The sequence below is a fragment of the Serpentinimonas raichei genome (assembly GCF_000828895.1).
Taxonomy (GTDB): domain Bacteria; phylum Pseudomonadota; class Gammaproteobacteria; order Burkholderiales; family Burkholderiaceae_C; genus Serpentinimonas; species Serpentinimonas raichei.
The window spans coordinates 1,035,086-1,060,661 of record NZ_AP014568.1; the positions used below are offsets into that span (position 1 = coordinate 1,035,086).

Consider the following 25,576-nt stretch of genomic DNA (forward strand, 5'->3'; position numbering starts at 1 on the left):
CCATGACACAGCAAACATTTGACGTGATCGTCATCGGTGCCGGCCCCGGCGGCTATGTGGCGGCCATCCGCGCCGCCCAGCTCGGCTTCAAGGTGGCCTGCATCGACGAATGGCGCAACGCCGAGGGCGGCCCGGCCCCGGGCGGCACCTGCACCAACATCGGCTGCATCCCCTCCAAGGCGCTGCTGCAATCGTCCGAGCATTTCGAGCACGCGCGGCTGCACTTTGGCGAGCACGGCATCAGCACCGGCGCGGTCAAGATCGACGTGGGCCAGATGCTGGGCCGCAAAAACACGGTGGTCAAGCAAAACAACGACGGCATTTTGTACCTGTTCAAAAAGAACAAGGTGGCGTTTTTCCACGGCCGTGGCAGTTTCGTGCGCGCCTTTGAGGGCGGCTACGAGATCGCGGTGGCGGCAGGAGTGGGCGCTGACCCACAGACCTTGGCCGCCAAGCAAGTGATCGTGGCCACGGGCTCCAGCGCGCGCGCCCTGCCTGGGGTGCCTTTCGATGAAGTCAACGTGCTCTCCAACGACGGCGGCTTGCGTCTGGGCGCAGTGCCCAAGCGCTTGGCAGTGATCGGCTCGGGCGTGATCGGGCTCGAACTCGGCTCGGTTTGGCGCCGCCTCGGGGCCGATGTCACCGTGCTCGAAGGGCTGCCGGTGTTCCTGGGTGCGGTCGATGAGCAGATTGCGCGCGAAGCCAAAAAAGCTTTCGACAAGCAGGGCCTGAAAATCGAGCTCGGGGTGCAAGTGGGCGAGATCAAGGCGCTCAAAAAAGGCGTCTCGATTGCCTACAGCAACGCCAAAGGCGAGCCGCAGACGCTGGAAGCCGACAAGCTCATCGTCTCGATTGGCCGGGTGCCCAATACCACCGGGCTGAACGCGCAGGCGGTCGGGCTGCAGCTCGATGAGCGCGGCGCCATCGTGGTCGATGCCGACTGCCGCAGCAACCTGCCCGGCGTGTGGGCCGTGGGCGACGTGGTGCGCGGCCCCATGCTGGCGCACAAGGCCGAGGAAGAGGGCGTGGCGGTGGCCGAGCGCATTGCCGGCCAGCACGGGCACGTGAATTTCGACACCATCCCTTGGGTGATCTACACCAGCCCCGAAATCGCCTGGGTCGGGCGCACCGAGCAGCAGCTCAAAGCCGAGGGCGTGGCCTACCGCGTGGGCACCTTCCCTTTCTTGGCCAACGGCCGGGCGCGCGCGCTGGGCGACACCACCGGCATGGTCAAAATGCTGGCCGACGCCGCCACCGATCAAATCCTGGGCGTGCACATCGTCGGGCCCATGGCCAGCGAGCTGATCGCCGAGGCCGTGCTGGCAATGGAATTCAAGGCCAGCGCCGAAGACATCGCGCGCATCTGCCACGCCCACCCCAGCCTGAGCGAAGCCACCAAAGAAGCGGCGCTGGCGGTCGATAAGCGCGCGCTCAACTTCTAAGCCCGGCGCAGCGGCCCTCTATTCCCGCCATGCCCGATTCGCCCCCTTTGCCCGAGCTGGGCTACGGGCCGGTGCGCGCCCTCTACGAAGCCGAGCTGCGCGCACGCGGCTACCAGAGCGACCCGGCGCAACTGCGCGCCGTCGAAGCGCTGGAGCGCTGCGCCGCCGAGTGGACGCACTTCAAGCAGCGCCGCTCCAACGCCCTCAAAAAGTTCATCAACCGGCTGCCGATCCCGCGCGGGGTGTATCTGTACGGCGGCGTGGGGCGCGGCAAGAGCTTTTTGATGGACTGCTTCTACAACGCGGTGCCCTTGCGGCGCAAGACGCGGCTGCACTTTCACGAATTCATGCGCGAGGTGCACCGCCAGTTGGCCGAGCTGCAAGGCACCGTGAATCCGCTCGATGAAATGGGTCGGCGCATGGCCGTGCGCTACCGGCTGGTGTGTTTCGACGAGTTTCATGTGGCCGACGTGACCGACGCCATGATCCTGCACCGCGTGCTCGACGCCATGCGCAAATACGGCATTGGCATCGTCACCACCAGCAACTTCCACCCCGACGGCCTCTACCCCGACGGCCTGCACCGCGACCGCATCCTGCCCGCCATCGAGGGGCTCAAGCAAAGCATGGACGTGCTCAACGTCGATCACGGCATTGACTACCGGCAACTCACCCTAGAGCAGTTGCCGCTCTACCTGTGCCCGCTCGGGCCCGAGGCCGAGGCGCAGATGGAGGCCGCCTTCGAGCGCCTGGCCGAAGCGCGCGACGAAGCCCCGCTGCTGCAGATCGAGGCCCGCGAAATCCGCGCCATCCGCCGCGCCGGTGGCGTGGTGTGGTTTGATTTTCGCACCCTATGCGGCGGCCCGCGCTCGCAAAACGACTACCTCGAACTGGCCAACCAGTTCCACACCGTGCTGCTGAGCCACGTGCCGCACCTGCCGGTGAACATGGCCGCGCAGGCGCGCCGCTTCACCTGGCTGGTCGATGTGTTGTACGACCGGCGCGTCAAGCTCATCGTCTCGGCCGCCGTGCCGCCCGAGCAGCTCTACACCGAAGGCCCGCTGGCGCACGAGTTCCCGCGCACCGTCTCGCGCCTGAACGAAATGCAGAGCAAAGCCTACCTAGCGCTGGCGCGGCGCGAGGTGGATACGGGCTTGACTTAAGGGGTCTGGATGCACCTTGACAGAGTAAGGATTATTCCTTACCATCACAGCCAGTTCAGATTCACAGGAGGCCGCCATGCCCGCCATTCACGAAGTCGCCACCCTCACATCGAAGGGGCAGATCACCCTGCCCAAGCCCATCCGCCAGGCGCTGGGCGTGGATGCGGGTGGCAAGGTGGCCTTTGATTTGAAGGGTGGCCGCGTCATCGTCACCCGCGTGACCGACGAACCCCACCAAGACCCGGCCATCGGCAGCTTTCTCGCCTTGCTGGAAAAAGACATTCAGTCCGGGCGGCACATCACAGCGATGCCCGACGAGCTGGCGCGCTCCATGCTCGCCAGGCTAGGCAAGCAGGTCGATCTGAACGAAGACATCCAAGGCGACGTGGCGCTGTGATTGAGCGCCATGGATGGAATCTGCTCTTTCACGATTGCCTGATCGAGCAGCTACAGAAACTGGATGCAGCCGCATCGCGTGCCAAGGCGCAAGACCCAGAGGGTTTCGAGTCCAACGCCAACGTCAAACTGTTTGACGCTTTGGCGACTTTGATCTTGGAGGCCGTCCCAAGCGATCCGAGCCGAGACGAGTACCGGCAAGGCAACACCATAGGGCCTGCGTTTCGCCACTGGCGACGAGCCAAGATCGGCCGCCGCTTTCGTTTGTTCTTCCGCTTTGACTCCAAGGCCCGGATTATCATCTTCGCTGCCTTACGTGGTGTTCCAGAAAATGCTCAAGTCTGGCCATCCTCCCGATGACTGGGGTGCATTGCTCGCCGCCAGCAAGACCGACTGGAATCGATAGTGCTTCGACGGGTTGCACGCGGGCGACGCAAGCGACGCCATGCGGGCGCATGGCCGCGGGCCCACCGAGGCGGCACATCCAGAGCGCATCCAAGCGGCGCAATGGTTAAGATCGCCGGCCTGAAAGGAAATCCATGTCAGCCGTGTTTGCTCTTGATGATCTGCCGCCGGGGGCTTTCCCGGACCACCAAGTGGCGCAACTTCGCGTGCCGCCGCACTCGATCGAGGCCGAGTCCAGCGTGCTCGGGAGCTTGTTGCTGGACAACGGCGCCTGGGACCGGGTGTCCGGCCTAGTCAGTGAATCCGACTGCTACCGGCGCGAGCACCAGCTCATCTATGCGGCCATCTCCACCTTGGTCAACGCCGGCAAGCCGGCCGATGTGATCACGGTGTTCGAGCACCTGAGCAGCCAAGGGCGCGCCGATGAGGTGGGGGGCTTGGCCTATCTCAACTCGCTGGCGCAGTACGTGCCCAGTGCCGGCAACATCCGCCGCTACGCCGAGATCGTGCGCGAGCGCGCGATTTTGCGCAAACTCATCGGCGCCAGCGACGAAATCGCCGGCAGCGCCTTCAACCCCAGAGGGCGGCCGGTGGCCACCATTCTGGATGAGGCCGAGCAAAAGATCTTTCATATCGGGGAAGAGGGTTCGCGCCTCAAGCAGGGTTTCCAATCACTCGATACGCTGGTGGTCAACCTGCTGGACCGGGTGCAGGAGATGGCCGACAACCCGAACGACATCACCGGCGTGCCGACCGGTTTCATCGACCTCGACCGCATGACCTCGGGCTTGCAGGCGGGCGATCTGGTGGTGCTGGCGGCGCGGCCCTCGATGGGTAAAACCGCCTTGGCCATCAACATCGCCGAACACGTGGCGCTGCACGAGGGGCTGCCGGTGGCGGTGTTTTCGATGGAGATGGGGGCGGCGCAGTTGGCGGTGCGCATCGTGGGCTCGATCGGGCGCATCCACCAGGGGCGGCTGCGCACCGGCAAGCTCACCGACGAGGAGTGGCCGCGCCTGACCGAAGCGATCGAGAAGCTGCGCCAGGTGTCCTTGCACATCGATGAGAGCGCGGGTCTGACGCCCTCCGAACTGCGCGCCAACGCACGCCGGCTGGCGCGCCAGTGTGGCAAACTGGGGCTGATCGTGGTGGATTACTTGCAACTCATGAGCGGCAGCTCCTCGAGCGACGAAAACCGCGCCACCGAGCTGGGCGAAATCTCGCGCGGCCTCAAAATGCTGGCCAAAGAGCTGCAATGCCCGGTGATTGCGCTCTCGCAGCTTAACCGCTCGGTCGAGACGCGCACCGACAAGCGCCCCATGATGAGCGACTTGCGCGAGTCCGGCGCCATCGAGCAAGACGCCGACATCATCATGTTCATCTACCGCGACGAGTACTACACCAAGGACGCCTGCAAGGAGCCGGGCGTGGCCGAAATCATCATCGGCAAACAGCGCAACGGCCCCACCGGCACCGTCAAGCTCACCTTCCTGAATGTGCTGACGCGCTTTGAGAGCATGGCGCAAGAGGGCGGCTACCATGGCTGACGCCGCCACCCCAGCCCGGCCCAGCCCCTTGGCGCGCTCCGAATTCCGGCACTTCGTGCCGATCCAGACGCGCTGGATGGACAACGATGTCTATGGCCATGCCAACAACGTGGTTTATTACAGTTGGTTCGACACGGCCGTCAACGGCTACCTGATCGAGCGCGGGGTGCTCGACATCCACGCCGGGGCCGTGATCGGGCTGGTGATCGAAACCCAGTGCAACTACTTTGCCCCGCTGGCCTTTCCCGAGCCGGTCGAAGCTGGCCTTCGTGTGGCGCACCTGGGGCGCTCCAGCGTGCGCTACCAGGTCGGCCTGTTTGCGCGCGGGGCGGATCGGTGCGCAGCGGCGGGGCACTTCGTGCACGTTTATGTGGACCGGGTCACGCGCCGGCCGGTGCCGCTGCCGGCCGATTTGCAGGCGGTGCTGACCGGGCTGCTATGAGGGGTTGCTTTTGAGGGCGGCCCAAGGAACCGCCATAATTGACGCACCCGTCAATTCAACCCAGCAGCCCAACGGAGAGCCCACCGCATGACCCAAATGCCCGCATCCACCACCGCCACCGTGCGCCCCATCGTGAACGACCCCGCCAGCGTCGAGGCAGCGATCGAGGGCCGCCAGTCGGTGCGCGCCTTTTTGCCCACGCCGGTGCCGCGCCCGCTGCTCGAGCGCCTGCTGGCGCTGGCCAGCCGCGCCCCCTCGGGCACCAACACCCAGCCGTGGAAGGTCTATGTGTTGCAAGGGGCCAGCCGCGACGCGCTGGTGCAAAAAGTCTGCGCCGCCCACGACGCCGTGCGCGCCAACCCGGCGCTGGCCGAGCAGTACCGCGAGGTCTATGATTACTACCCCAAGCAGTGGATCAGCCCTTACATCGAACGGCGGCGCGAAAACGGCCTCAGCCTGTACAGCCTGCTGGGCATCGGCAAGGCCGACAAAGACCGCATGCACGCCCAGTGGCAGCGCAACTACCGCTTCTTTGATGCGCCCGTGGGCCTGTTCGTCACCATCGACAAGGCGATGGGCGGCGGCTCCTTGCTCGACACCGGCATGTTCCTGCAAAACCTCACGCTGGCGGCGCGTGCGCACGGGCTCGACGCCTGCGCACAAGCGGCTTGGAACGGCTACGCCAGCATCGTGCTGCCGCATGTGGGAGCGGGCGAGAACGAGATGCTGGTGTGCGGCGTGGCGCTCGGCTACGCCGACCCGGCCGACATCATCAACACCTTCCGCACCCCGCGCGTGCCGGTGTCCGAATTCAGCACCTGGCTCGAATGAACGCGCTCCGGCCTGGCGTGCTGATCACGCGCCGCCTGTTCCCCGAGGTGTTGCAGCGCCTAGGCGAGCACTTCGAGCTGCGCGACAACCCGCAGGATGCGGTTTGGAGCCCCGCCGAGCTGATCGAGCGCCTGCAAGGCCAGTGGGGCGTGCTGGCCACCCAGGGCGATCGCATCGACGCCAGCGTGCTGGCCGCTTGCCCGCAATTGCGCGTGGTCGCCAACATGGCGGTCGGCTACAACAACCTCGACCTCGGGGCGCTGACGCGCCACGGCGTGCAAGCCAGCAACACCCCCGACGTGCTGACCGAGAGCACCGCCGACTTCGGCCTCGCGCTGCTGCTGGCCACGGCGCGGCGCATCACCGAGGGCGAACGCTACCTGCGTGCCGGGCGCTGGAACAAATGGGCCGCCGACATGCTGCTGGGGGCCGAGGTGCACCACAGCACGCTGGGTATTTTGGGCATGGGGCGCATCGGGCAAGCCATTGCGCGCCGCGCCGCGCACGGTTTTTCCATGCAGGTGATCTACCACAACCGCAGCCCGCTCGACGCCGCCACCGAGCGCGCCTGCGCCGCCCGCTGCGTCAGCAAAGCCGAGCTGCTGCGCCAGGCCGACCACCTGCTGCTGGTGCTGCCCTACACCCCGGCCAACCACCACGCCATCGGCGCGGCCGAGCTGGCTCAGATGAAACCCAGCGCCACCCTGGTCAACCTCGCGCGTGGCGGCATCGTCGATGAGCTGGCGCTGGCGCAGGCGCTGCAAAGCGGCCAGCTCGCCGCCGCTGGGCTGGATGTGTTCGAGGGCGAGCCGCAGGTGCGGCCCGAGCTGCTGGCGCTCAGCAACGTGGTGCTGACACCGCACATCGCCAGCGCCACCCGGGGCACCCGCCTAGGGATGGCGCTGCTGGCGGCGGATAACCTGGTCGCTTGCCACCAGCGGGGACAACTCTTGACGCCGATCAACGCACCTTTGCCGCGCAAATGACCCGACCCCGGACAGGCGCGGCTAGGACAGATTGAGTTGGCAATGACCGGATAGCAACGGCATTGCCTGATATTCATGGCGGATGTGGGGCAACCGTCAGGAAATCTGAGACAAAAAATTATTACACTCAGCCCCCATGGCGCAACTTTCCTCTCACGACCCCTCGGCCTCTGCCATGAGCCTGGGCGCACGCGCGGCCTACGTGCTGATCCCGCTGCTGGCTTTCGCCTGTGTGCTGTGGATTGCAGTCACGCAGCCGCTGCCGCTGGACATCACCCTGCCCTGGATTCCGGCGCTGGGGGTGGAGCTCGACTTCCACATCGACGGCCTGACGCTGCTGATGCTGCTGCTGATCACCGGCATCGGCACCGCGGTGTTCATCTATGCCGGCGGCTACCTGGCCGGGCACCCGCAGCAAAACCGGCTCTTCATCCTGCTGACGCTGTTCATGTTCGCCATGATCGGCACCGTCATGGCCGACAACCTGATCGTGCTGTTCCTATTCTGGGAGGCGACCAGCCTGCTCTCGTTCCTGCTGGTGGGCTTCAATCACGAAGACCCCAAGAGCCGCAAATCGGCGCAGCAGGCGCTGGTGGTGACGGGCGGCGGCGGTCTGGCGCTGCTGGCCGGGGCGATTTTGCTCGGCCAGATCATGGGCACCTACTCGATCCAAGAGATCATCACCGCGCTGCCCAACACCGAGATCACCCCGGCCCTGACGACCGCGCTGGTGCTGATTTTGTTGGGTGCCTTCACCAAGAGCGCGCAGTTTCCATTTCACTTCTGGCTGCCCAACGCCATGTCGGCCCCGACGCCGGTGTCGGCCTACCTGCACTCGGCCACCATGGTCAAGCTCGGTGTGTACCTGCTGGCGCGGCTCGACCCGGGTTTTGGCGACTGGATGATGTGGCAGTGGACGCTGCAACTCGTCGGTTCGCTCACCGCCGCCTGGGGCATGCTGCTGGCGCTGCGCGAGCGCGATTTGAAACGCATCCTGGCCTGGTCCACCGTGGCTACGCTGGGCACGCTGGTGATGCTGGTGGGCAAGACCGGACACGGGGCCACGGTGGCGGTCAGTGCGCTGCTGCTGGCGCACGCGCTCTACAAGGCGCCGCTGTTTTTCGTCGCTGGCAACGTGGACCACGGCACCGGCACCCGCATCATCGACCGCCTAGGCAACCTGCGCCACGCCATGCCCTGGACGGCGGCTGCGGCCTTGCTGGCCGGTTTGTCGATGGCCGGCATTCCGCTCTCCTTTGGCTACGTGGTCAAAGACGTGGTGGGGCAGGCCGGGGCGCTGGGCGCCATATCGGAATTGGTCAAGTTTGCCAACACCATTTTCGCCGCGGTGGCGGTGGCGGTGGCGGCGGTGGCGGCGGTGCGGGTGTTCTGGCGCCACCCGGGCCACAACCTGACCCCGCCCGACGCCCACGAGGGTGGTCTGGCGCTGTACGGGCCGCCGCTGGTGCTGGCGGGCATCGGCATCGTGCTCGGGGTCTTTCCCTTCTTGGCCGACGGGCTGATGAGCCTGGCCGCGCACGCCATGACACCGCGCGCCGAGGCGATGGCGGTGCATTTTGCGCTCGAATTCGGCCCGGCGGCTTTGCTCTCGCTGGCCACCACCTTGGCCATCGGGGCGTTGGTGTTCATTTACTGGGACCCGCTGCACCGGCGCTTCGACCGCATCTTGGCCAAGTTCGATCGCTCCGGTTCGCTGGCGCAGTACGAGCGCTTCATCAACGGCATTCCGGTGTTGGCGGCGCATTCCACCCGCTGGTTGCAGGGCGGCGATCTGAGCCAGTACAGCTTGGTGTTGGTGTCCTTTGTGGGTGTTTTCATGGGGGCTGCCTTGGTGGCGGGCTGGAGCCAGTGGTTGTGGCCGGCTTGGGTCATGCCTTCAGCCGGCTTCATCGGCGCCTGTGTGCTGATTGCATCTGGGGCACTGCTGGCGCTGTTTCAGCGCGATCGGCTGGTGCTGTTGCTGTCCACTGGGCTGGTGGGTTTTGGCAGCGGCGTGTTCTACCTCTACGCGGGCGCGCCGGATGTGGCTTACACCCAGTTCGCGGTCGAGTCGGTGTTTGTGATCGTGGTGGCTTCGGTGCTGCTCAAGCTGCGCCAGCGCGGCCGTGGCCAAGGGCTGGAGCAGACGCACTCGATGCGCGGGGCGCTGCCGGTGGCGCTGGTGTTTGGCGGCGTGATCGCGGTGTGGCTGCTGGTGGTTTCGGGGGTGGAGTTCAATCCGCAACTGCACCAATTCTTTGGCCAGGTGAGCGTGCCCGAAGCGCATGGGCGCAACGTGGTGAACGTGGTGCTGGTCGATTTCCGCGCCCTCGACACCCTAGGTGAAATCGTGGTGGTCACGCTCTCGTTCTTGGCCGCCATCGCGCTGCTGCAGGCGGTGCGTGGGCACGCTAAGCGCCAACGCGCACTAGACAAAACCAAAGCCGGAGGTGCCGCATGAACCGGCGCGTGGTGATTCTGGAGTCGATTGCCGGCCCCTTGTATGTGACGATCCTGCTGGCCTCGCTCTGGGTGCTGCTGCGCGGGCACAACGAGCCCGGCGGCGGCTTCATCGGCGGCTTGCTGGCCGTGACCGCATCGGTGCTGTGGGCGGTGGCGCACGGGCGTGTGGCGGCCACTGCGCGCCTGCCCTACGGCAGTGCGATGCGCCTGACCGTGATCGGCATTGGCATCGGCGTGCTCTCGGGCATTCCGGCGCTGCTGCTGGGCTTGCCCTACCTAACGCACCTGTGGGGCCATATCCCACTCGGTTTTACCGAGCTCAAGGTTTCGACCGTGATCATTTTCGACCTCGGCGTCTATCTGGCGGTCTGGGGCGGTTTGGCCGGTTACGCCATCGAGCTGCTCGGCATGGACGAGCCCGACGCCCACGACGACACAGCGGCCGATGCGGCCCAGGAGCTGCGCGCATGATCTGGTTGCTGGCCCTCACCATCTGGATCACCGTCACCGCAGGTATTTATTTGGCGCTGTCGCGTGATGTGTTTCGCTGCGTGTTTGGCTTGGGCATATTGGGTAGCGCAGCCATTTTGGTTTTGTTTGCCTCCGGTCGTTTGGGCAGTGTGCAACCGGCCGTGATCCCCTTGGGCGAAACCGTGCTGCGCGACGCCGCCAACCCGTTGAGCCAAGCGTTGGCTCTGACCGCGATCGTGATCGGCTTTGCCCTGATCTGTTTTTCTGTCGTTGTGGCGCTGCGCCTGATTCAGCGTGCCGACACCGACGACACACTGGCCCTGCGCATGTCTGAACCCATCCCGACCGATCCCATCAAGCCGCCCTACAACGGGGCCGAGCACGAGCCTGCACAGCCTGCTGCAACCCCTGCCGCCAGCGCGACCAAGCTGGAGGGGGTGGCATGACTTGGCTTGCTGCGACGCCGGTGCTGGTGCCCATGGTCACCATGGTGGCCACGGCGCTGGCGTACAAAAACCCGCGCCTGCAAGCCGCAATTAGCTTGCTGGGTGCTCTGGCTTTTCTGGTTTGCGCGCTCGCCTTGGTGGCGGTGGCGCATCAAGACCAGGCAGCGCAGACCGTGTTTGGCGACTGGGGAGCGCCCTACGGCATCGAGTTTGCCATCGACCGGCTCAGTGCCGCCATGGTCTTGATGGCGGCCTTCATGGGCACGGTTTGCCTGATCTTTATGCTCAGCGACGCCGACACCGGTTCGCGCCACCCCATGGTGTTGCCGCTCCTGCATGGGGTGCTGTGCGGTGCGGGTGGGGCTTTCGCCACGGCCGACTTGTTCAACCTGTACGTCTGGTTCGAGGTCATGCTGGTGGCGGCCATGGGCCTGTTTGCACTGGGGGGCCGAGTTGACCAGCTCGACGCCACTTTCAAGTACTACGTGCTAAACATTTTTGGCACCCTGTTTTTCCTGATCGCCGTCGCCATGGTTTATGCCGCGACCGGGCATCTAAACTATACGGCGGTGGCCCAAGCCATCCCCTACCTGTCAACGGGCATGATGACCTTGCTGGCAGTGGGTTTGCTGCTGTCTTTTCTCATCAAATCGGCGGCTTTCCCGGTCTTTGCTTGGTTGCCGGCCTCCTACCATACCTTGCCGGCCCCGGTGCTGGCGCTGTTTGCTGCCGTCTTGACCAAGGTGGGCGTCTATGCGGTGCTGCGCACCTTGGGCGACATTTTTGTGGGCGCACCCGATTTCATCTACGTGGTGCTGGGCTGGATCGCCGTGGGCTCGATGGTGTTTGGCGTGATTGGTGCCGCTTACCACTGGGACATGCGGCGCATTCTGGCTTTTCACAGCGTGAGCCAGATAGGCTACATTTTGCTGGCCGTGGCGCTTGCCAGCCAAGCGGGCCATGCAGCAGCATTGTTCTACATTTTGCACCACAGCATCGTCAAAGCCAATCTGTTCTTGATCGCTGCCATCATCTGGCGCTTGAGCGGCGACTACGATCTGCGCCGCATCGGTGGTTTGTACAAAACCCAGCCCTTGCTGGCTGTGCTGTTCTTCATCATGGCCATGTCGCTGGTTGGGATTCCGCCCTTTACCGGTTTTTGGGCCAAGGTGATGGTGGTGCAAGAAACCATTGCCCAAGGTCAGATTGCTTGGACTTTCTTTGCGCTGTTGGTCGGCATGTTGACGCTTTACTCAATGGCCAAGATCTGGATGGAGGCTTTTTGGAAGCCGCACCCGAATCCGGCGTGGCGCCCACCGAAAGTCACCCAACTTGGGCCAGCTTGGATTGCCAGCTTGGGTTTGGCTGTGCTGATGCTGGTTATTTCCTTGTATCCGCAGCCGCTGATCGAATACGCCCAAGCGGCCGCCAAAACCCTGGGGGCCCCCTGACCATGATGCGGTTCAAACCCATTGCCGCCGTCGTGCTGCTGGCGCGTTTCCTCAAGGCCGTGGTGCTCTCGGGCATCCAGACCGTGCAGGTGATTTTGCGCGCCAGTTTCGGCCAGCGCACGCCACCGCCAGCGGCCTTTTTGCGCGTCCACTTCGCTCCCATGAGCCCCATGGGCGCTTCGCTGCTGGGCTGCATGATCACCCTCACGCCCGGCACCACCACGCTGGATATCGACATGGAAAACCGCATAATTTTGATGCACGTGCTCGACGCCTCTGACACCGACGCCATCGTGCAAGGCATCCGCGACGATTTTGAGTCTGGCCTGGTGCCGCTGTTTGGGGTGCGCGCATGATGCTCTGGTTGGCCACCACTTTGCTGGTCTTGCTCGCGCTGGCATCCTGCGGCCTGGCCACTTGGCGCATCATCCAAGGCCCCACCCACGCCGACCGGGTGGTGGCACTCGACATCATGCTGGCGGCCGCCGTGGGCTTGTGCGTGGCGGCCTCGATCTATACCGCGCGCACCGTGTTTCTGGATGTGGCGATCGGGCTGGCGCTGGTCGGTTTCGTGGCCACCGTGGGCTGGGCCCGGGTGGTGGACAAAGGGGCGGATCAACAAGGGGCCGATCAATGATGCTCGACGCGCTGGTTTCGGTTTTTCTGCTCGCCGGCGGGGTGCTGCTGCTGATTGCTGCCTGGGGCGTGGTGGCGCTGCCCGATGCGTTGTCGCGCCAGCACGCCGCCACCAAGGCCGGCACCTTTGCGCTGGCAATGGTCTGCATCGGGGCCATGCTGTTTGCGCTCGACTGGGCCTGGAGCTGGCGCATCCTGCTCATTTTGGGCTTTTTGCTGGCCACGCTGCCGGTGGCCTCGCACCTGCTGGCGCGCGCCGCGGTGCGCGAATCCAACTTGGTGCCGGATGCCAGCCAGGTGCGCCTGATTGGCGACGACCCGGCGCAAGCCAGTAAGCCGGGCAGCCGCACTTGACCCCTCAGCCGACCCCTAAACCGACCCCTCAGTCTGGCGCCGCGCAGCCGCTGTCGGGCAGGTTGTAAAAGCGCCGGATGCCGTCCCAGACGGCTTCGGGCGTGTCCACGGTCTGAAACAAATCCAGATCGGCGGCGCTGATCGCCCCTTCTTCGACCAGCACCTCGAGCCGGATCAGGCGCTGCCAGTAGTCGCTGCCAAAGAGGAAGATCGGCAGCGGTTTGGCCTTGTGGCATTGCACCAGGGTGAGCACTTCAAACAGCTCGTCTAGGGTGCCAAAACCGCCCGGAAACGCCACCAGCGCCTTGGCGCGCATCAAAAAATGCATTTTGCGCAGCGCAAAATAGTGGAACTTGAAGTTCAGTTCGGGGCTGACGTAGGGGTTGGATTGCTGCTCGTGCGGCAGCGTGATATTGAGCCCGAGGTTGAGCGCCCCCGCCTCGTGCGCACCGCGGTTAGCCGCCTCCATGATGCCGGGGCCCCCGCCGGTGGCGATGTAGAGCCGGTCTGGCGCCGGGCAGTGCAGGCTGTATTCGGCCACTAGGCGGGCAAAGCGGCGCGCTTGTTCGTAGTAGTGGGCGTTGCGTTGCAGCACCCGGGCTTGCGCCAGCGCCTGCGCATCGCCGCTGGCCTGTGCCTGGGCCAGCAATTCGGCCGCCTCTGCGGGCGAGCGAAAGCGCGCGCTGCCAAACACCACCACCGTGTGCTCGATGCCCAGCTCCTGCATCTGCAACTCGGGCTTGAGCAGTTCGAGCTGCATGCGGATGCCGCGCGACTCGCGGCGCAGCAAAAACTCCGGATCGGCAAAAGCCAGCCGGTGCGCGACGGGCTCCAGTTCCACGCCGTCGGCGGCTTGGGCCTGCAGCTCGGCCCAGGCATGCGCCAAGCGGTTGACGCGCAGGTCTTGGGGGTTGCCCATCGGGATGGCTGGACCAGCCGCAGCTTGGCCGATCAGACGCGGCGGCGGTATTCGCCCGTGCGGGTGTCGATCTCGATGCGGTCGCCTTGCTCGACGAACAGCGGCACCGAAACCTCGAAGCCGGTGGCGATTTTGGCTGGCTTCAAGACCTTGCCCGAGGTGTCGCCCTTGACGGCCGGTTCGGTCCAGGTGATTTCGCGCTCGACGCTGGTGGGCACTTCGACCGAAATGGCCTTGCCGTCGTAGAACACCACTTCAACCGCCATGCCGTCGGCCAGGTAGTTGAGCGCATCGCCCATGTTGCCGGCTTCGACTTCGTACTGGTTGTAGTCGGCGTCCATGCAGACGTACATGGGGTCGGCAAAGTAGGAGTAGGTGCAGTCTTTTTTGTCGAGGATGACGTTGTCGATCTTGTCGTCGGCCTTGAACACCACTTCGGTGCCCATATTGCTCAGCAGCGCTTTGAGCTTCATGCGCACCGTGGCGGCACCGCGGCCGCCGCGGGCGTATTCGGTTTTGAGGACGATCATCGGGTCTTTGCCGTGCATGATGACGTTGCCGGCGCGGATTTCTTGGGCGATTTTCATGGTGGGGTGCGCAAATGCGGATTCAGGGTGCGGATTTGGAGTGCGATTCAGGCAAAGTTGGGGGAGTGCCTGATCACAAGGCAGCAAGACGCGAACGCCAACCTAGCCGCCAAGCCCAAAAGCAAACCGCAGATTCTACCTTTTTTCGCCGACGAAGCCCAGCAGTTGGCTCACCAGATCGGCTTGCTGCAACAAGCGCTGGCGCGCGGCCTGGATGCACTGCCGCCAGGCTTGCAGGCGCTGCGCCGTCAAAGGGGGCAGGGCGGCTTCGGATGGTGCCCCGTTCCAAGCCCGGTGCCACTGGCGCAAGCAGGGCGGAGCGGCTAGCCAGTGCAGAAAGGCTTCGAGCTTGGCGTGCTGCGCGCCATCTTGCTGCGGGTAGAGCTGCCACAGCAGCGGCTGGCCAGCCCAGAGCGCGCTCACCAGCGAGTCTTCGCCACGCACCAAGTTGAGGTGGCAGGTGCGCAGCAGGGCGTCGAATTCGGTTTGTGCCAGCAGGGGCAGCAGGGTGGTTTTTGGGGGGGGCTGGCCTGACCATACAGCCTGCCAAGTGGCTTGGGTGCGACCTGCCGCGACCAGCCAATGCGCCTGCGCCAGCGCCGGGTCGACCTGCAGGGCGGGCAGGGCGGTGGCATGGTAGCAAAACAAGAGCATCTTTAAATCACTGGCGGCCGGCTCGGAGGGCTCGCAGGACTTGGCGCCGGGCAGCGGCGCGGGGGTGGCGCTGCTGGCCATTTCGCGCAGCAGCCCGCCGCTCCCCGGCGTGAAGCCGGGGTAGTAAAACCACTTGCAGCGCCCGGCCAGCGGCCCGCTCAGTACCGGGGAGGGCAGGCCGTGGCAGCGCTCGACCCAGGGCTCGGCGCTCAGGTATTCGAGGTTGAGCCAGACTTGTCCGGCGCGGCCTTCGGGTTGCAGTGCCTGCACCCAGTGCGGCTCGATGTGGCAGCCAAAGGCTTCGATCAGTACATCGCCCGGTTCGATGGCGGGCGCTGGCGCATCGGGCTGCTGGCGCGGCCACGGGTACACGCGCAGGCCCGCCAGCTCGCCTTGGCTTTGCAGCGCACCGGGGGCCATCCAAGCCAAGGCTGAGGCATCGTCAACCCACAGCCGCACGCGCTGGCCGCGCTGCGCCAACTGGTGCGCCAGCCGCCAGCACACGCCCAAATCGCCCCAGTTGTCGATCACGTGGCAAAAAATGTCCCAGAGCAGGGGGGGTGCGGGGGGCTCTGGTGCGGCTATAGATAAAGGTTCAGCAGGGCTCATTGGCTGCCGGGCGCACTCTGTTGCAGCAGCCGGTCGAAATCGCTCTCAAACAGCCGGTCCTGCACGATGCGGTATTTTTCGAACTCGCTCAGCGCGTGCGCCTTGGCGATTTCCGCCGTGACCTTGCCCGCGTCCTGCAACACCTCGCGGTCGGTGGCCTCGATGAAGCGGTTCAGGCGGGTTTCCCAGTCCTGCATGGTCATGGGGATTTTGCGCTGCACCATGTCCTCGGCCACATCCAGATAGGCGTTGACCAAGCGGGAGAGTTGCGCCATCTCGTGCTCGGTCAGGTAGTTTTTGGCCACTACCACATCGAATTTCTGAATCTTGCCCGCAGGCGCGTCTTTCCATGAGCTCAGCCCCATGTGGGGCTGGTCGGCATCGGCGCGGTGATAAATGACTTCGGCCGCCGTCTGACCATGGATGGCCCAGTGCAGCTTGTTTTGCACCGTGGCGAAAAAACGCTGGGTGGCCTGAGCCGTTACGTCGTAATCTATTGCCGTGGCGTAGATGTCGGTGATCTTCTGGTAAAACTTGCGCTCCGAAATGCGAATTTCGCGGATGCGCTGCAACTGCTCTTCGAAATAACTATCGGTGAGGATGGACCCCCCCGCCTTGATGCGCTCGTCGTCCATCACGTAGGCCTTGATGGTGAACTGCTCGATGACGCCTGTGGCCCACTTGCGGAACTGCACCGCCCGCTCGGAATTGACCTTGTAGCCCACGGCGATGATGGCGGGCAGCTTGTAGTGCAGGGTGTCGTAGTGCTTGCTGTCGGAGGCAGTTATCCGGAATTTCCGGATAACTGAATCTTCCTGCAACTCGCTGTCGGAAAAGATTTTTTTCAGATGCTCATTGACCGTGCGCACGTTCACGTCGTACAGCAGGCCCATCATCTTCTGGGTCAGCCAGATGTTTTCATCGGCATACAACGCCTCCACGCCACCTTGGCCGCTGGCGGCGACAAAGGTCAGGTACTCGGCCGCCGAGGAGCGGACGAGGGAAACCTCGGTTTTTTTGGCTGTCTCTGTCGGTTTGTGTGGCTTCATGTTCGGATGGCATCAAGTCGGTTTTAGTCGTAAAACCTGCAATTTATCAGGATGAAGGGCGCCAGACGAGTGCTCAATGCCTTGGAAATGCTCTTTTTTCTTGAGCACAGAGCCCCACCATGACCACCTTGGCCCAAACCTTCGCCACAATCCCGAATCATGAGCGAAGCCGATCCCGCACCCGCCCCAGCCGCCCCCTTCCCCGACGCGCTGCTGCACGCCGTGGCCGCCTTGCCGGGGCTGCCGGGGGTGTATCGGTTTTTCGATGCCGCCGGGCAGTTGCTCTACGTGGGCAAGGCGCGGCACCTGAAAAAGCGCGTGGGCAGCTACTTCAGCCGCCGCCACGACGGCACCCGCATCGGCCACATGGTGGGCCAGATCGAGCGCCTAGAGAGCACCGTGGTGCGCTCCGAGGCCGAGGCGCTGCTGCTGGAAAACAACCTCATCAAATCCAGCCAGCCGCGCTACAACATCTTGTTTCGCGACGACAAAAGCTACCCCTACCTGCGCCTGGGCAGCAGCGCGGCACGCTCGGGCACACCGGCTGCCGGACCCGCCCAGCCGCAAGCCTTCCCGCGCCTGTCGTACTACCGCGGCGCGGTGGATGCGCGCAGCCAGTACTTTGGCCCCTACCCCAACGGCTGGGCGGTCAAGCAAAGCATCGAGTTGCTGCAAAAGGTGTTTAGGCTGCGCACCTGCGAAGACACGGTGTTCCAGCACCGCAGCCGCCCCTGTCTGCTGTACCAGATCAAGCGCTGCAGCGGCCCCTGCGTGGGGCTGGTGAGCACGGCCGATTACGCACGCGATGTGCAAGACGCCAGCGCCTTTTTGCGCGGCCAGACCCAAGACCTGCAAGCCGCGCTGGAGCGGCGCATGCTCGATTTTGCCGAGCAACTGGCTTTTGAGCAGGCGGCTGAGGTGCGCAACCAGATCGGCAGCCTCGCGCAAGTGCTGCAGCAGCAGGCGATGGAGAACGTGCGCGACCAAGAGGCCGACATTCTGGCGGTTCAAGTGCAGGGCGGGCGCGCCTGCGTGAATTTGGCGATGGTGCGCGGTGGCCGCCACCTAGGCGACCGGCCATTTTTCCCGGCCCAAGTGGCCGACGGCGCGCTGCTGGCCAGCGTCGAAGATGGCGGCGAGGAGGAGGACGGCGCAGCGCACGACCCGCCCATGAGCTTGGAGACGCGGGTGCTGGAGGCCTTCATCGCGCAGCACTACAGCGTCCACAGCCCGCCGCCGCTGCTGGTGCTGGGGGCGCCGGTGAGCGCGCACCTGATCGATTTGTTGATTCAGGCCAGCTCGCACAAGATCCATGCGGTCTGGCAGCCGCGCGAGCAGCGGCGTGCTTGGCTGGAAATGGCGCAGCAAAACGCCGACTTGCAACTGGCGCGTCTGTTGTCGGAAGAGGGTTCGCAGCAGGCGCGCACGCGCGCGCTGGCGCAGGCGCTGGACCTGCCCGAAGAGGGGCTGGAGCGGCTGCGCATCGAGTGCTTCGACGTGTCGCACAGCGCCGGCGAGGCGACCATGGCCTCGTGCGTGGTGTTCGAGGGCCACAAAATGCAGAGCGCCCAGTACCGGCGCTACCGCATCGAGGGCATCACACCCGGCGACGACTACGCCGCCATGCGCCAGGTGCTGCTGCGCCGCTACGGCAAGCTGGGGCCAGCCCAAGACCTAGGCGTGGCCGAACCCGGCCCCAGCCCCAGCCCCGAACCAGGCCGCGCGCGCTGGCCCGATCTGGTGCTGATCGACGGTGGCGCGGGCCAGGTGGGCGTGGCGCGCCAGGTGTTCGAGCAGCTCGGGGCCGAGGTGGGCCGCCTCGTCGGGGTGGAAAAGGGCATTGGGCGCAAAGTGGGCCTAGAGGAGCTGGTGTTTGCCGACGGCCGCGACAAAATCAGTCTCGGGGCCGATTCGGCCGCGCTGATGCTGGTGGCGCAGATCCGCGACGAGGCGCACCGCTTCGCCCTCACCGGCATGCGCGCCCAGCGCGCGCGCACCCGCACCGGCAGCAGCCAGCTCGAAGACATTCCGGGCGTCGGCCCCAAGCGGCGCGCCCGCCTGCTGCAACGCTTTGGTGGTTTGCGCGGGGTGGTGGCGGCCAGCGTGGCCGATCTGGCCAGCGTGGAGGGCATTTCGACCGAGCTGGCGCAACAAATCTACCGCGCCTTGCGCTGACAGCCTGCTGCGCCGCAACCACATCCGGGCAAACCCTCGCATAATCAGGCCCATGTTTTTTAACCTGCCAACTTCGCTCACTTGGGCGCGCATCGTCTCCATTCCGCTCATCGTGGCGGTGTTTTACTGGCCCGGGCTGGAACAAAGCACGCAAAACCTGGTGGGCACGGTGCTGTTCGTGCTGTTTGCGCTCACCGACTGGGCCGACGGCTGGCTGGCGCGCCGCCTCAACCAGACCTCGGCCTTTGGTGCTTTCCTAGACCCGGTGGCCGACAAGTTCTTGGTCTGCGCCTGCCTGCTGGTGCTGGTGCAGCTCGAACGCGCCGATGTGTTCGTGGCGCTGATCATCATCGGGCGCGAGATCGCCATTTCGGCGCTGCGCGAGTGGATGGCGACCATCGGCGCGGTGCGCAGTGTGGCGGTGCACGTGGTGGGCAAGCTCAAAACCGCGGTGCAGATGGTGGCGATTGCCTTTTTGCTCTACGACGCCACGCTGCTGGGCCTGATCGACACCCGGCTCTGGGGCACGGTGCTGATCTGGATTTCGGCCGTCCTCACGGTCTGGTCGATGGTCTATTACCTGCAAAAAGCGCTGCCCGAAATCCGCGCCAAATCGCGCTAAGGCCACCCCCCGGCTTCCCGCATGCCCACCCACGCCCACCACGACGCTTGGCTGCGCGCCATGCCGTGGGTGTTTGTGCTGATCTGGAGCACCGGCTTCATCGTGGCGCGCTACGGCATGCCGCACGCCCCGCCGTTCACCTTTCTGGCCTGGCGCTATGCCTTGTCGATCGCGCTGTTTCTGCTCTGGGTCTGGTGGGCCCGGGTGGCGTGGCCGCGCAGCGGCGCGCAGTGGGGGCACTTGGCGGTGCTGGGGCTGCTGATGCACGCCGGCTACCTGGGCGGGGTCTGGGCGGCGGTGAAGGCCGGCATGGGCGCGGGCCTGGTGGCGCTGCTGGTGGGGCTGCAACCGCTGCTGACCGCCATTTGGCTCTCGGCCGTGGCCTCGTCCCAAGGTGCGGCGGGTTTGGCGGTGTCGCGGCGCCAGTGGCTCGGCTTGCTGTTGGGGCTGGCCGGGCTGGTGCTGGTGCTGTGGCACCAGTTCGTTCCTGCTGAAGGGGGCGCTGCCGTGGGGGCCACCACGGGCCAGATCGGGGCCACCTGGTTCAACGTCTCGCTGGCTGTGGTGGCGCTGCTGAGCATCACCGCCGGTACCCTGTACCAAAAGCGCTACGTGCAGCCCTGCGACGTGCGCAGCGCCAACACGGTGCAGTTGCTGGCGGCGCTGGCGGTCACGCTGCCGCTGGCGCTGCTGGAGCCGGGCGGCATGAACTGGAACGCCGAACTGGCCGGGGCGCTGGCCTGGTCGGTGCTGGCGCTCACGCTCGGGGCCAGTTCGCTGCTGTATCTGCTGATCCAGCGCGGCGCCGCCGCCTCGGTGGTCAGCCTGATGTACCTGGTGCCGCCGTGCACCGCCGTGCTGGCCTGGCTGCTGTTCGACGAACCCATCACCGCCCTGACCGTGGCCGGCGTGGCCCTGACCGCACTCGGCGTCAGCCTGGTGGTGCGCAGCCCCCAAGCCAAAGCCTGATGCGCGCCCATGCGCGCCCAAACGCCCCAATCCCCTCTAGGGTGGCGCTGCTTGCCAGCCCAGCATGACAAGTGTGCATAGGGTTTGGAAATGGGCTGCTTTCAGCGCTAGAATGCATGAAACGTCAATGAATTATCAGTCATGTTTGCTGCCCTCTCATCATCGTCCACCGGGTTGCGGGGTGCTGCCGCGCAGCTTGCCAATGTTCTCGAGGCCGGGCGCGTTTACCGGCGTGAAGACCTCTCGCGCCTGTCCACCGCCGTGGATCGGCATCTGCGTGAGTTGGTGGCAGCCGGAAAGCTGAAAAAACTCGCCCAAGGTTTGTACCATGTGCCAAAGCAGTCCAGCTTGGGTGCGCTGCCGCCTGCCGATGAGCAGGTGGTTGGAGTGTTCCTAAAAGACAAGGACTTCCTGGTCTTTTCACCCTCGGCCTACAACGCCTTGGGCTTGGGCACGACCCAGCTTTACAACCGCACGCTGGTCTATAACCACAAGCGCCATGGTGTTTTCAAGCTGGGCAACCGGCAATTCGATTTCCGGGTGAAACCGCGCTTCCCCAAGAAGCTCACGCCCGAGTTCCTTTACGTCGACCTGTTGAACAATCTGGATGAATTGGCAGAAGATCGGGATGCGGTGTTGCGCCAGGCGCGCAGCAAGCTGTCTGTGTTTGACTCTGCCGATCTGCAGCGTGCCATTGATCGTTTTGGCAGCCTGGCCACGCGCAAACGCGTGCGGGAGTGGACGGGTGGCTGACTTTCTGCACGATCGACCGGACTTCGATCAATTGCTCTTGGTCGTAGCCGATGACCAGGGGCTCGATCCCATGCTGGTCGAGAAAGACTACTGGATCATGCACGCTCTCTGGGGTCTGCAGGCGCAGGGCTTGCAGTTCGAGTTGAAAGGCGGCACGTCGCTGTCTAAAGGGTTTGGCGTCATCCATCGATTTTCGGAAGACATCGATATCCGCATCGAGCCGCCCCATGGCATAGACGTGAAGACCGGTCGCAACCAAGACAAGCCGGCGCATATCGAGTCGCGGCGCGCGTACTACGAAGCCTTGGCCGCGCGCATCTCCATTGCGGGCATTGACCGAGTGGCGCGCGACACGCAGTTTGACGACGACAAGATGCGCAGCGCGGGCATACGCCTGTTCTACACGTCTCGCACTGCGGCGCTTGCAGGAGTCAAGGATGGCATCTTGCTGGAGTTGGGGTTCGATGACACAGCACCGAATCGTTTGGTCAGGATCTCATCTTGGGCACTGGATGCGGCCATGGCCCGTGGGGTGAGGGTGATCGACAACCGGGCAACGGCCGTGCCTTGCTACGCACCGACGCACACCTTCGTGGAAAAACTGCAAACCATCTCCACCAAGTACCGCCGCTTGGGTCAGGCGCAGGCCTTCCCAGCGAACTTCCTGCGCCACTACTACGATGTGTACTGCCTGTTGGGGCTGCAAGAGGTGCAGGGCTTCATGCGCGAGTCCGCCTACCGGGAGCGCAAAGCGCAGCGGTTTCGTACCGGAGACGAACAGGTCATTGCCCAGAATCAGGCGTTTGTCCTCGGGAACCCTGCCCAGCGCCAGCTATTCGCTAAAGAGTACCGCAAGACCGCTGCGCTGTACTATCGGGGGCAGCCGGACTTTGATGCGGTGTTGGCCCGGATTCATCAGCACATCGAAGTCATGTGAGTTCAGCGCCGCAGCGCCAGTGCGGTGTCGAAGCGCGCCAAAATGCGCCCAAAATACCGCCAAAAACACCCAAGTCCTTCTAACCTCACCCAAGGATCTGCCCCGCCATGAAAACGCATCGCATCGCCGTCATCGCTGGCGACGGCATCGGCCAGGAAGTCATGCCCGAGGGGCTGCGCGTGCTGGAAGCGGCCGCGAGCCGCTTTGGCATCGGTTTGCAGTTCGACCACTTCGATTTCGCCTGCTGGCCCTACTACGAGCGCCACGGCCAGATGCTGCCCGACGACTGGAAAGCGCAGATCGGCGGCCACGATGCGATCTATTTTGGTGCCGTCGGCTGGCCCGAGAAAATCCCCGACCACATTTCGCTCTGGGGCTCGCTGCTGCGCTTTAGGCGCGAGTTTGACCAATACGTGAACCTGCGCCCGGCGCGCCTGATGCCCGGCATCACCGCGCCGGTGGTGCGCCGCGACGGCTCAGCGCGCCAGCCGGGCGAGATCGATATGTGGATCGTGCGCGAAAACACCGAGGGCGAGTACTCCAGCGTCGGCGGGCGCATGTTCGAGGGCAGCGAGCGCGAAATCGTGCTGCAAGAAACCGTGATGAGCCGCCACGGCGTCGATCGGGTGCTGCGCTTTGCCTTCGAGCTGGCGCAAAGCCGCCCCAAGCAACACCTCACCAGCGCGACCAAGAGCAACGGCATCGCCATCACCATGCCCTACTGGGACGAGCGCGTCGCCGCCATGGCGCGCCACTACCCCGAGGTGCGGGTAGACCAGTTCCACATCGACATTCTGTGCGCCCACTTCGTGCAGCGGCCCGACCATTTCGACGTGGTGGTGGCCAGCAACCTGTTTGGCGACATTTTGAGCGACCTCGGGCCGGCCTGCACCGGCACCATCGGCATCGCACCCAGCGCCAACCTCGACCCCGAGCGGCGCTTCCCCTCTTTGTTCGAGCCGGTGCACGGCTCGGCCCCCGACATCGCCGGGCGCGGCATCGCCAACCCGATCGGCCAGATCTGGTGCGGGGCCATGATGCTCGACTTTTTGGGCCACCGCGCCGCGCACGATGCGGTGCTGCAAGCCATAGAAGCCGTGCTGGCCGCAGGCAGCGCCGCCCCGCGCACGCCCGACCTCGGCGGCCACGCTGGCACGGCGGATCTGGGACGGGCCATCGCTGCGGCGCTGTAACATGGTTTTTGCCCTGCTCGACGACTGCGACGCCAGCGCCGCGCAGCCCAGCAGCCGGCTCTACACCGGGTTCGTGCGCCAGCACACCTGCACCGATGCAGCCGGGCTGCCCGCCCTCTGGGATGCGGTGCAAGCCGATCAGCGCGCCGGCCTGCACGCGCTGCTGCTGGCCGACTACGAATGGGGCGAAGCGCTGGTGCTCGGGCGCCCATCGGTGGCCGACCCCGGGGCGGCGCTGCGCCTGCTGATGTTCAGCCATGTGCAGCAGATGGTGCGCACCGAGGTGGACGCCTGGTTGCAAACCCTGCCGGGGGCGGGCGCGGGTGCGGGCACGCTCGCGCTCGAGGAAGACATCAGCGCGGCGGATTTTCATGCCGCAGTCGAGCGCATCCACGCCGCCATAAGCGCCGGCGAAACCTACCAGGTCAACTTCAGCTACCGCCTGCAAGGCCACGCCTGGGGCGAGCCGGTGGCGCTGTACTCGGCCTTGCGCGCGCGCCAGCCGGTGCCCTTTGGGGCGCTGCTGCGGCTGCCAGACGAGGGCTGGCTGCTGTCTTGCTCGCCCGAGCTGTTCTTGCGCCAGCAAGACGGGCTGCTGAGCGCACGGCCCATGAAAGGCACCGCCGCACGCAGCCAGCCGGCCGACAGCGGGGACGGCGACGACATCGACCAGGCCGGCAGCCTGCAGGCAGACCGCAAGAGCCGGGCCGAAAACGTGATGATAGTGGACCTGCTGCGCAACGACATCGGGCGCATCGCGCGCACCGGCAGCGTGCAGGTGCCGGCCCTGTTCGAAATCGAATCCTACGCCACCGTGCACCAGATGACTTCCACCGTGCAGGCCCGGCTGCGGCCCGAGGTGGACTGGCCCGAGCTGCTGCGCGCCACCTTTCCCTGTGGTTCGGTCACGGGGGCACCCAAGCACCGCACCATGCAGCTCATCCGCGCCCTCGAAAACACGCCGCGCGGGCCCTATTGCGGCGCCATCGGCTGGCTCGATGCCGCACCAGCGGGCCAGCGCGTGGGCGATTTCTGTCTCTCGGTGGCCATCCGCACGCTCACGCTCGGGGCGCCGCAGCAGGGCAAGCGGCCGCTGCGCCTAGGGATTGGCGCCGGTATCGTGCACGACAGCGTGGCCGCCGACGAACTGGCCGAGTGCCGCCTCAAGGCCCGCTTCCTGACCGACCTCGACCCGGGTTTTGATTTGTTCGAGACCCTGCTGCACCTGCCCGGCCACGGTTTGCAGCACCTCGGGCTGCACCTGGCGCGGCTGGCGGCGAGCGCGCGCACGCTGGGTTTTGCTTTCGACCCCGACGCGGCGCGGGCGCTTTTGCACCAACGTGCAAGCGAACTGCCCACCAATTGCCCGGCCAGGGTGCGGCTGGCGCTGTCGCACAATGGCCGGCTCAGCCTGGTGCACGCCCCCTTGGCGGCGCTGCCGCCCGGCGTCGTCACGCTGTTGCTGCAACCCGAGCCGCTGCCGCTGCACGACCCGCTGGCTGCGCACAAGACCACGCGGCGCAGCCATTACGACGCCGGCATCCGCGCCGCCGAGCGCGCAGGCGCCTTCGACAGCCTGTTTTTCAACAGCGCCGACGAGCTGGTCGAGGGCGGGCGCAGCAACGTCTTCTTGCGTCTGGGCGGGCGCTGGCTCACCCCGCCCGTATCCTGCGGCGCGCTGCCCGGCATTCAGCGCAGTGTGCTGCTGGCAGACCCGGCTTGGGCCGCCAGCGAGGCGCGCCTGACCCGGGCCGACCTGCAGCGGGCCGAGGCCATCGTGGTCTGCAACGCCCTGCGCGGCGCGCTGCCGGCCCGCTTGCACGGTGCCGCCAGCGCCCCAAGCGCCTGAGGCATCCCATCCAACAACCTCCGCCCCCAACCACCGTTACAATTCGCAACCAAAGCCGCCCAGCGCACCTCGGTGCGTTCGGCTAACATCAGGGGTTTCCCGGTGGGGTGCTTAGCTCAGTTGGTAGAGCGGCGCCCTTACAAGGCGTAGGTCGGCGGTTCGAACCCGTCAGCACCCACCACCACCACAGCCCCACGCCGCAGAGCCCGGCGGTCAATCCCACGTTG

Annotated in this window: 25 protein-coding genes, 1 tRNA gene and 1 pseudogene; 23 read left to right on the forward strand and 4 right to left on the reverse strand. The window is 65.3% G+C overall.

Going from position 1 to position 25,576, the window contains the following annotated elements; genetic code table 11:
* Positions 1-2 precede the first annotated feature (2 nt).
* From lpdA to mnhG, 15 genes and pseudogenes are all read left to right on the forward strand, one after another.
* Positions 3-1,442 (forward strand): dihydrolipoyl dehydrogenase, encoded by a 1,440-nt coding sequence (gene lpdA / locus SRAA_RS04910; protein ID WP_045531272.1) that lies wholly within the window; start codon positions 3-5, stop codon positions 1,440-1,442.
* Positions 1,443-1,471: 29 nt separating this feature from the next.
* Complete coding sequence (zapE, locus tag SRAA_RS04915) at positions 1,472-2,605, forward strand: cell division protein ZapE (RefSeq protein WP_045531274.1); 1,134 nt, start codon at positions 1,472-1,474, stop codon at positions 2,603-2,605.
* 76 nt (positions 2,606-2,681) lie between these two features.
* Positions 2,682-3,002 carry a type II toxin-antitoxin system PrlF family antitoxin gene (locus tag SRAA_RS04920; protein WP_045531275.1) on the forward strand — a complete coding sequence of 107 codons (321 nt, stop codon included), beginning with the start codon at positions 2,682-2,684 and terminating at the stop codon, positions 3,000-3,002.
* Positions 3,002-3,407, forward strand: a pseudogene (locus SRAA_RS12225) (type II toxin-antitoxin system YhaV family toxin). Before SRAA_RS04920 ends, SRAA_RS12225 begins: the two are co-directional and overlap by 1 nt.
* 133 nt (positions 3,408-3,540) lie before the next feature.
* Positions 3,541-4,953, forward strand: coding sequence for a replicative DNA helicase (gene dnaB, locus SRAA_RS04925; RefSeq protein ID WP_045531277.1), 1,413 nt, complete (start codon positions 3,541-3,543; stop codon positions 4,951-4,953).
* Positions 4,946-5,395 (forward strand): acyl-CoA thioesterase, encoded by a 450-nt coding sequence (locus SRAA_RS04930; RefSeq protein ID WP_045531279.1) that lies wholly within the window; start codon positions 4,946-4,948, stop codon positions 5,393-5,395. Before dnaB ends, SRAA_RS04930 begins: the two co-directional genes overlap by 8 nt.
* Positions 5,396-5,482: 87 nt before the next feature.
* Complete coding sequence (locus tag SRAA_RS04935; protein WP_082039916.1) at positions 5,483-6,226, forward strand: nitroreductase; 744 nt, start codon at positions 5,483-5,485, stop codon at positions 6,224-6,226.
* Positions 6,223-7,212: a 2-hydroxyacid dehydrogenase gene (locus SRAA_RS04940; protein ID WP_045531281.1), complete on the forward strand. Its 990-nt coding sequence runs from the start codon at positions 6,223-6,225 to the stop codon at positions 7,210-7,212. The genes SRAA_RS04935 and SRAA_RS04940 overlap by 4 nt, the downstream gene beginning before the upstream one ends.
* A 175-nt stretch (positions 7,213-7,387) precedes the next feature.
* Positions 7,388-9,673, forward strand: coding sequence for a hydrogen gas-evolving membrane-bound hydrogenase subunit E (gene mbhE, locus SRAA_RS04945; RefSeq protein ID WP_052467491.1), 2,286 nt, complete (start codon positions 7,388-7,390; stop codon positions 9,671-9,673).
* A complete protein-coding gene (locus SRAA_RS04950) occupies positions 9,670-10,146 on the forward strand; it encodes an MnhB domain-containing protein (RefSeq protein ID WP_045475866.1) in 477 nt (158 codons plus the stop codon). The genes mbhE and SRAA_RS04950 overlap by 4 nt, the downstream gene beginning before the upstream one ends.
* Positions 10,143-10,592, forward strand: coding sequence for an NADH-quinone oxidoreductase subunit K (locus SRAA_RS04955; RefSeq protein ID WP_076606964.1), 450 nt, complete (start codon positions 10,143-10,145; stop codon positions 10,590-10,592). Before SRAA_RS04950 ends, SRAA_RS04955 begins: the two co-directional genes overlap by 4 nt.
* Positions 10,589-12,043, forward strand: coding sequence for a proton-conducting transporter transmembrane domain-containing protein (locus SRAA_RS04960; RefSeq protein ID WP_045475868.1), 1,455 nt, complete (start codon positions 10,589-10,591; stop codon positions 12,041-12,043). Before SRAA_RS04955 ends, SRAA_RS04960 begins: the two co-directional genes overlap by 4 nt.
* Positions 12,044-12,045: 2 nt before the next feature.
* The gene (locus SRAA_RS12025) at positions 12,046-12,399 is read left to right on the forward strand and encodes a Na+/H+ antiporter subunit E (protein ID WP_029461782.1); all 354 of its coding nucleotides are present in this window, start codon (positions 12,046-12,048) and stop codon (positions 12,397-12,399) included.
* A complete protein-coding gene (locus SRAA_RS04970) occupies positions 12,396-12,680 on the forward strand; it encodes an MrpF/PhaF family protein (protein ID WP_045531284.1) in 285 nt (94 codons plus the stop codon). Before SRAA_RS12025 ends, SRAA_RS04970 begins: the two co-directional genes overlap by 4 nt.
* Positions 12,677-13,033 carry a monovalent cation/H(+) antiporter subunit G gene (mnhG, locus tag SRAA_RS04975; RefSeq protein ID WP_045531286.1) on the forward strand — a complete coding sequence of 119 codons (357 nt, stop codon included), beginning with the start codon at positions 12,677-12,679 and terminating at the stop codon, positions 13,031-13,033. The genes SRAA_RS04970 and mnhG overlap by 4 nt, the downstream gene beginning before the upstream one ends.
* Before the next feature lie 28 nt (positions 13,034-13,061).
* On the opposite strand, the gene SRAA_RS04980 is transcribed toward mnhG, so the two are convergent.
* From SRAA_RS04980 to SRAA_RS04995, 4 genes are all read right to left on the reverse strand, one after another.
* Complete coding sequence (locus SRAA_RS04980; protein WP_045531287.1) at positions 13,062-13,952, reverse strand: LOG family protein; 891 nt, start codon at positions 13,950-13,952, stop codon at positions 13,062-13,064.
* Between the two features lie 32 nt (positions 13,953-13,984).
* Positions 13,985-14,539 (reverse strand): elongation factor P, encoded by a 555-nt coding sequence (gene efp, locus SRAA_RS04985; RefSeq protein WP_045531289.1) that lies wholly within the window; start codon positions 14,537-14,539, stop codon positions 13,985-13,987.
* Positions 14,540-14,674: 135 nt separating this feature from the next.
* Positions 14,675-15,802 (reverse strand): elongation factor P maturation arginine rhamnosyltransferase EarP, encoded by a 1,128-nt coding sequence (gene earP / locus SRAA_RS04990; RefSeq protein WP_045531291.1) that lies wholly within the window; start codon positions 15,800-15,802, stop codon positions 14,675-14,677.
* A complete protein-coding gene (locus tag SRAA_RS04995) occupies positions 15,799-16,851 on the reverse strand; it encodes a virulence RhuM family protein (protein WP_045531293.1) in 1,053 nt (350 codons plus the stop codon). The genes earP and SRAA_RS04995 overlap by 4 nt, the downstream gene beginning before the upstream one ends.
* A 159-nt stretch (positions 16,852-17,010) precedes the next feature.
* On the opposite strand from SRAA_RS04995, the gene SRAA_RS05000 reads away from it, so the two are divergent.
* The 8 genes from SRAA_RS05000 (at position 17,011) to SRAA_RS05035 (ending at position 25,530) form a co-directional block, all read left to right on the forward strand.
* The gene (locus SRAA_RS05000) at positions 17,011-19,026 is read left to right on the forward strand and encodes an excinuclease ABC subunit UvrC (protein WP_045531295.1); all 2,016 of its coding nucleotides are present in this window, start codon (positions 17,011-17,013) and stop codon (positions 19,024-19,026) included.
* Positions 19,027-19,078: 52 nt separating this feature from the next.
* Positions 19,079-19,648 (forward strand): CDP-diacylglycerol--glycerol-3-phosphate 3-phosphatidyltransferase, encoded by a 570-nt coding sequence (gene pgsA, locus SRAA_RS05005; RefSeq protein WP_045531297.1) that lies wholly within the window; start codon positions 19,079-19,081, stop codon positions 19,646-19,648.
* 21 nt (positions 19,649-19,669) lie between these two features.
* Positions 19,670-20,617, forward strand: a complete 948-nt coding sequence (locus SRAA_RS05010; RefSeq protein ID WP_045531298.1) for a DMT family transporter — start codon at positions 19,670-19,672, stop codon at positions 20,615-20,617.
* A 141-nt stretch (positions 20,618-20,758) separates the two neighbouring features.
* Entirely contained in the window at positions 20,759-21,370 is a 612-nt protein-coding gene (locus tag SRAA_RS05015) for a hypothetical protein (protein ID WP_045531300.1), read from the forward strand.
* Positions 21,363-22,307 carry a nucleotidyl transferase AbiEii/AbiGii toxin family protein gene (locus SRAA_RS05020; protein WP_045531302.1) on the forward strand — a complete coding sequence of 315 codons (945 nt, stop codon included), beginning with the start codon at positions 21,363-21,365 and terminating at the stop codon, positions 22,305-22,307. The genes SRAA_RS05015 and SRAA_RS05020 overlap by 8 nt, the downstream gene beginning before the upstream one ends.
* Positions 22,308-22,414: 107 nt before the next feature.
* Complete coding sequence (locus SRAA_RS05025; RefSeq protein WP_045531304.1) at positions 22,415-23,500, forward strand: tartrate dehydrogenase; 1,086 nt, start codon at positions 22,415-22,417, stop codon at positions 23,498-23,500.
* 1 nt (position 23,501) lies between these two features.
* On the forward strand, positions 23,502-25,349 hold the full coding sequence (locus SRAA_RS05030) for a bifunctional anthranilate synthase component I family protein/class IV aminotransferase (RefSeq protein WP_045531306.1): 1,848 nt from the start codon (positions 23,502-23,504) through the stop codon (positions 25,347-25,349).
* 105 nt (positions 25,350-25,454) lie between these two features.
* Positions 25,455-25,530, forward strand: a tRNA-Val gene (locus SRAA_RS05035).
* Positions 25,531-25,576 lie beyond the last annotated feature (46 nt).

What these genes read in the sequence shown, in the direction of transcription:
- mbhE (WP_052467491.1), top strand. Translation starts at nt 7,388, where the DNA reads ATGAGCCTGGGCGCACGCGCGGCCTACGTGCTGATCCCGCTGCTGGCT.
- SRAA_RS04980 (WP_045531287.1), bottom strand. Translation starts at nt 13,952, where the DNA reads ATGGGCAACCCCCAAGACCTGCGCGTCAACCGCTTGGCGCATGCCTGG.
- SRAA_RS04920 (WP_045531275.1), top strand. Translation starts at nt 2,682, where the DNA reads ATGCCCGCCATTCACGAAGTCGCCACCCTCACATCGAAGGGGCAGATC.
- SRAA_RS04950 (WP_045475866.1), top strand. Translation starts at nt 9,670, where the DNA reads ATGAACCGGCGCGTGGTGATTCTGGAGTCGATTGCCGGCCCCTTGTAT.
- SRAA_RS04955 (WP_076606964.1), top strand. Translation starts at nt 10,143, where the DNA reads ATGATCTGGTTGCTGGCCCTCACCATCTGGATCACCGTCACCGCAGGT.
- SRAA_RS04935 (WP_082039916.1), top strand. Translation starts at nt 5,483, where the DNA reads ATGACCCAAATGCCCGCATCCACCACCGCCACCGTGCGCCCCATCGTG.
- SRAA_RS04930 (WP_045531279.1), top strand. Translation starts at nt 4,946, where the DNA reads ATGGCTGACGCCGCCACCCCAGCCCGGCCCAGCCCCTTGGCGCGCTCC.
- pgsA (WP_045531297.1), top strand. Translation starts at nt 19,079, where the DNA reads ATGTTTTTTAACCTGCCAACTTCGCTCACTTGGGCGCGCATCGTCTCC.
- SRAA_RS04970 (WP_045531284.1), top strand. Translation starts at nt 12,396, where the DNA reads ATGATGCTCTGGTTGGCCACCACTTTGCTGGTCTTGCTCGCGCTGGCA.
- SRAA_RS12025 (WP_029461782.1), top strand. Translation starts at nt 12,046, where the DNA reads ATGATGCGGTTCAAACCCATTGCCGCCGTCGTGCTGCTGGCGCGTTTC.
- SRAA_RS04960 (WP_045475868.1), top strand. Translation starts at nt 10,589, where the DNA reads ATGACTTGGCTTGCTGCGACGCCGGTGCTGGTGCCCATGGTCACCATG.
- dnaB (WP_045531277.1), top strand. Translation starts at nt 3,541, where the DNA reads ATGTCAGCCGTGTTTGCTCTTGATGATCTGCCGCCGGGGGCTTTCCCG.
- SRAA_RS05010 (WP_045531298.1), top strand. Translation starts at nt 19,670, where the DNA reads ATGCCCACCCACGCCCACCACGACGCTTGGCTGCGCGCCATGCCGTGG.
- SRAA_RS05025 (WP_045531304.1), top strand. Translation starts at nt 22,415, where the DNA reads ATGAAAACGCATCGCATCGCCGTCATCGCTGGCGACGGCATCGGCCAG.
- efp (WP_045531289.1), bottom strand. Translation starts at nt 14,539, where the DNA reads ATGAAAATCGCCCAAGAAATCCGCGCCGGCAACGTCATCATGCACGGC.
- zapE (WP_045531274.1), top strand. Translation starts at nt 1,472, where the DNA reads ATGCCCGATTCGCCCCCTTTGCCCGAGCTGGGCTACGGGCCGGTGCGC.
- SRAA_RS04995 (WP_045531293.1), bottom strand. Translation starts at nt 16,851, where the DNA reads ATGAAGCCACACAAACCGACAGAGACAGCCAAAAAAACCGAGGTTTCC.
- SRAA_RS05030 (WP_045531306.1), top strand. Translation starts at nt 23,502, where the DNA reads ATGGTTTTTGCCCTGCTCGACGACTGCGACGCCAGCGCCGCGCAGCCC.
- lpdA (WP_045531272.1), top strand. Translation starts at nt 3, where the DNA reads ATGACACAGCAAACATTTGACGTGATCGTCATCGGTGCCGGCCCCGGC.
- mnhG (WP_045531286.1), top strand. Translation starts at nt 12,677, where the DNA reads ATGATGCTCGACGCGCTGGTTTCGGTTTTTCTGCTCGCCGGCGGGGTG.
- SRAA_RS05015 (WP_045531300.1), top strand. Translation starts at nt 20,759, where the DNA reads ATGTTTGCTGCCCTCTCATCATCGTCCACCGGGTTGCGGGGTGCTGCC.
- SRAA_RS05000 (WP_045531295.1), top strand. Translation starts at nt 17,011, where the DNA reads ATGAGCGAAGCCGATCCCGCACCCGCCCCAGCCGCCCCCTTCCCCGAC.
- earP (WP_045531291.1), bottom strand. Translation starts at nt 15,802, where the DNA reads ATGAGCCCTGCTGAACCTTTATCTATAGCCGCACCAGAGCCCCCCGCA.
- SRAA_RS04940 (WP_045531281.1), top strand. Translation starts at nt 6,223, where the DNA reads ATGAACGCGCTCCGGCCTGGCGTGCTGATCACGCGCCGCCTGTTCCCC.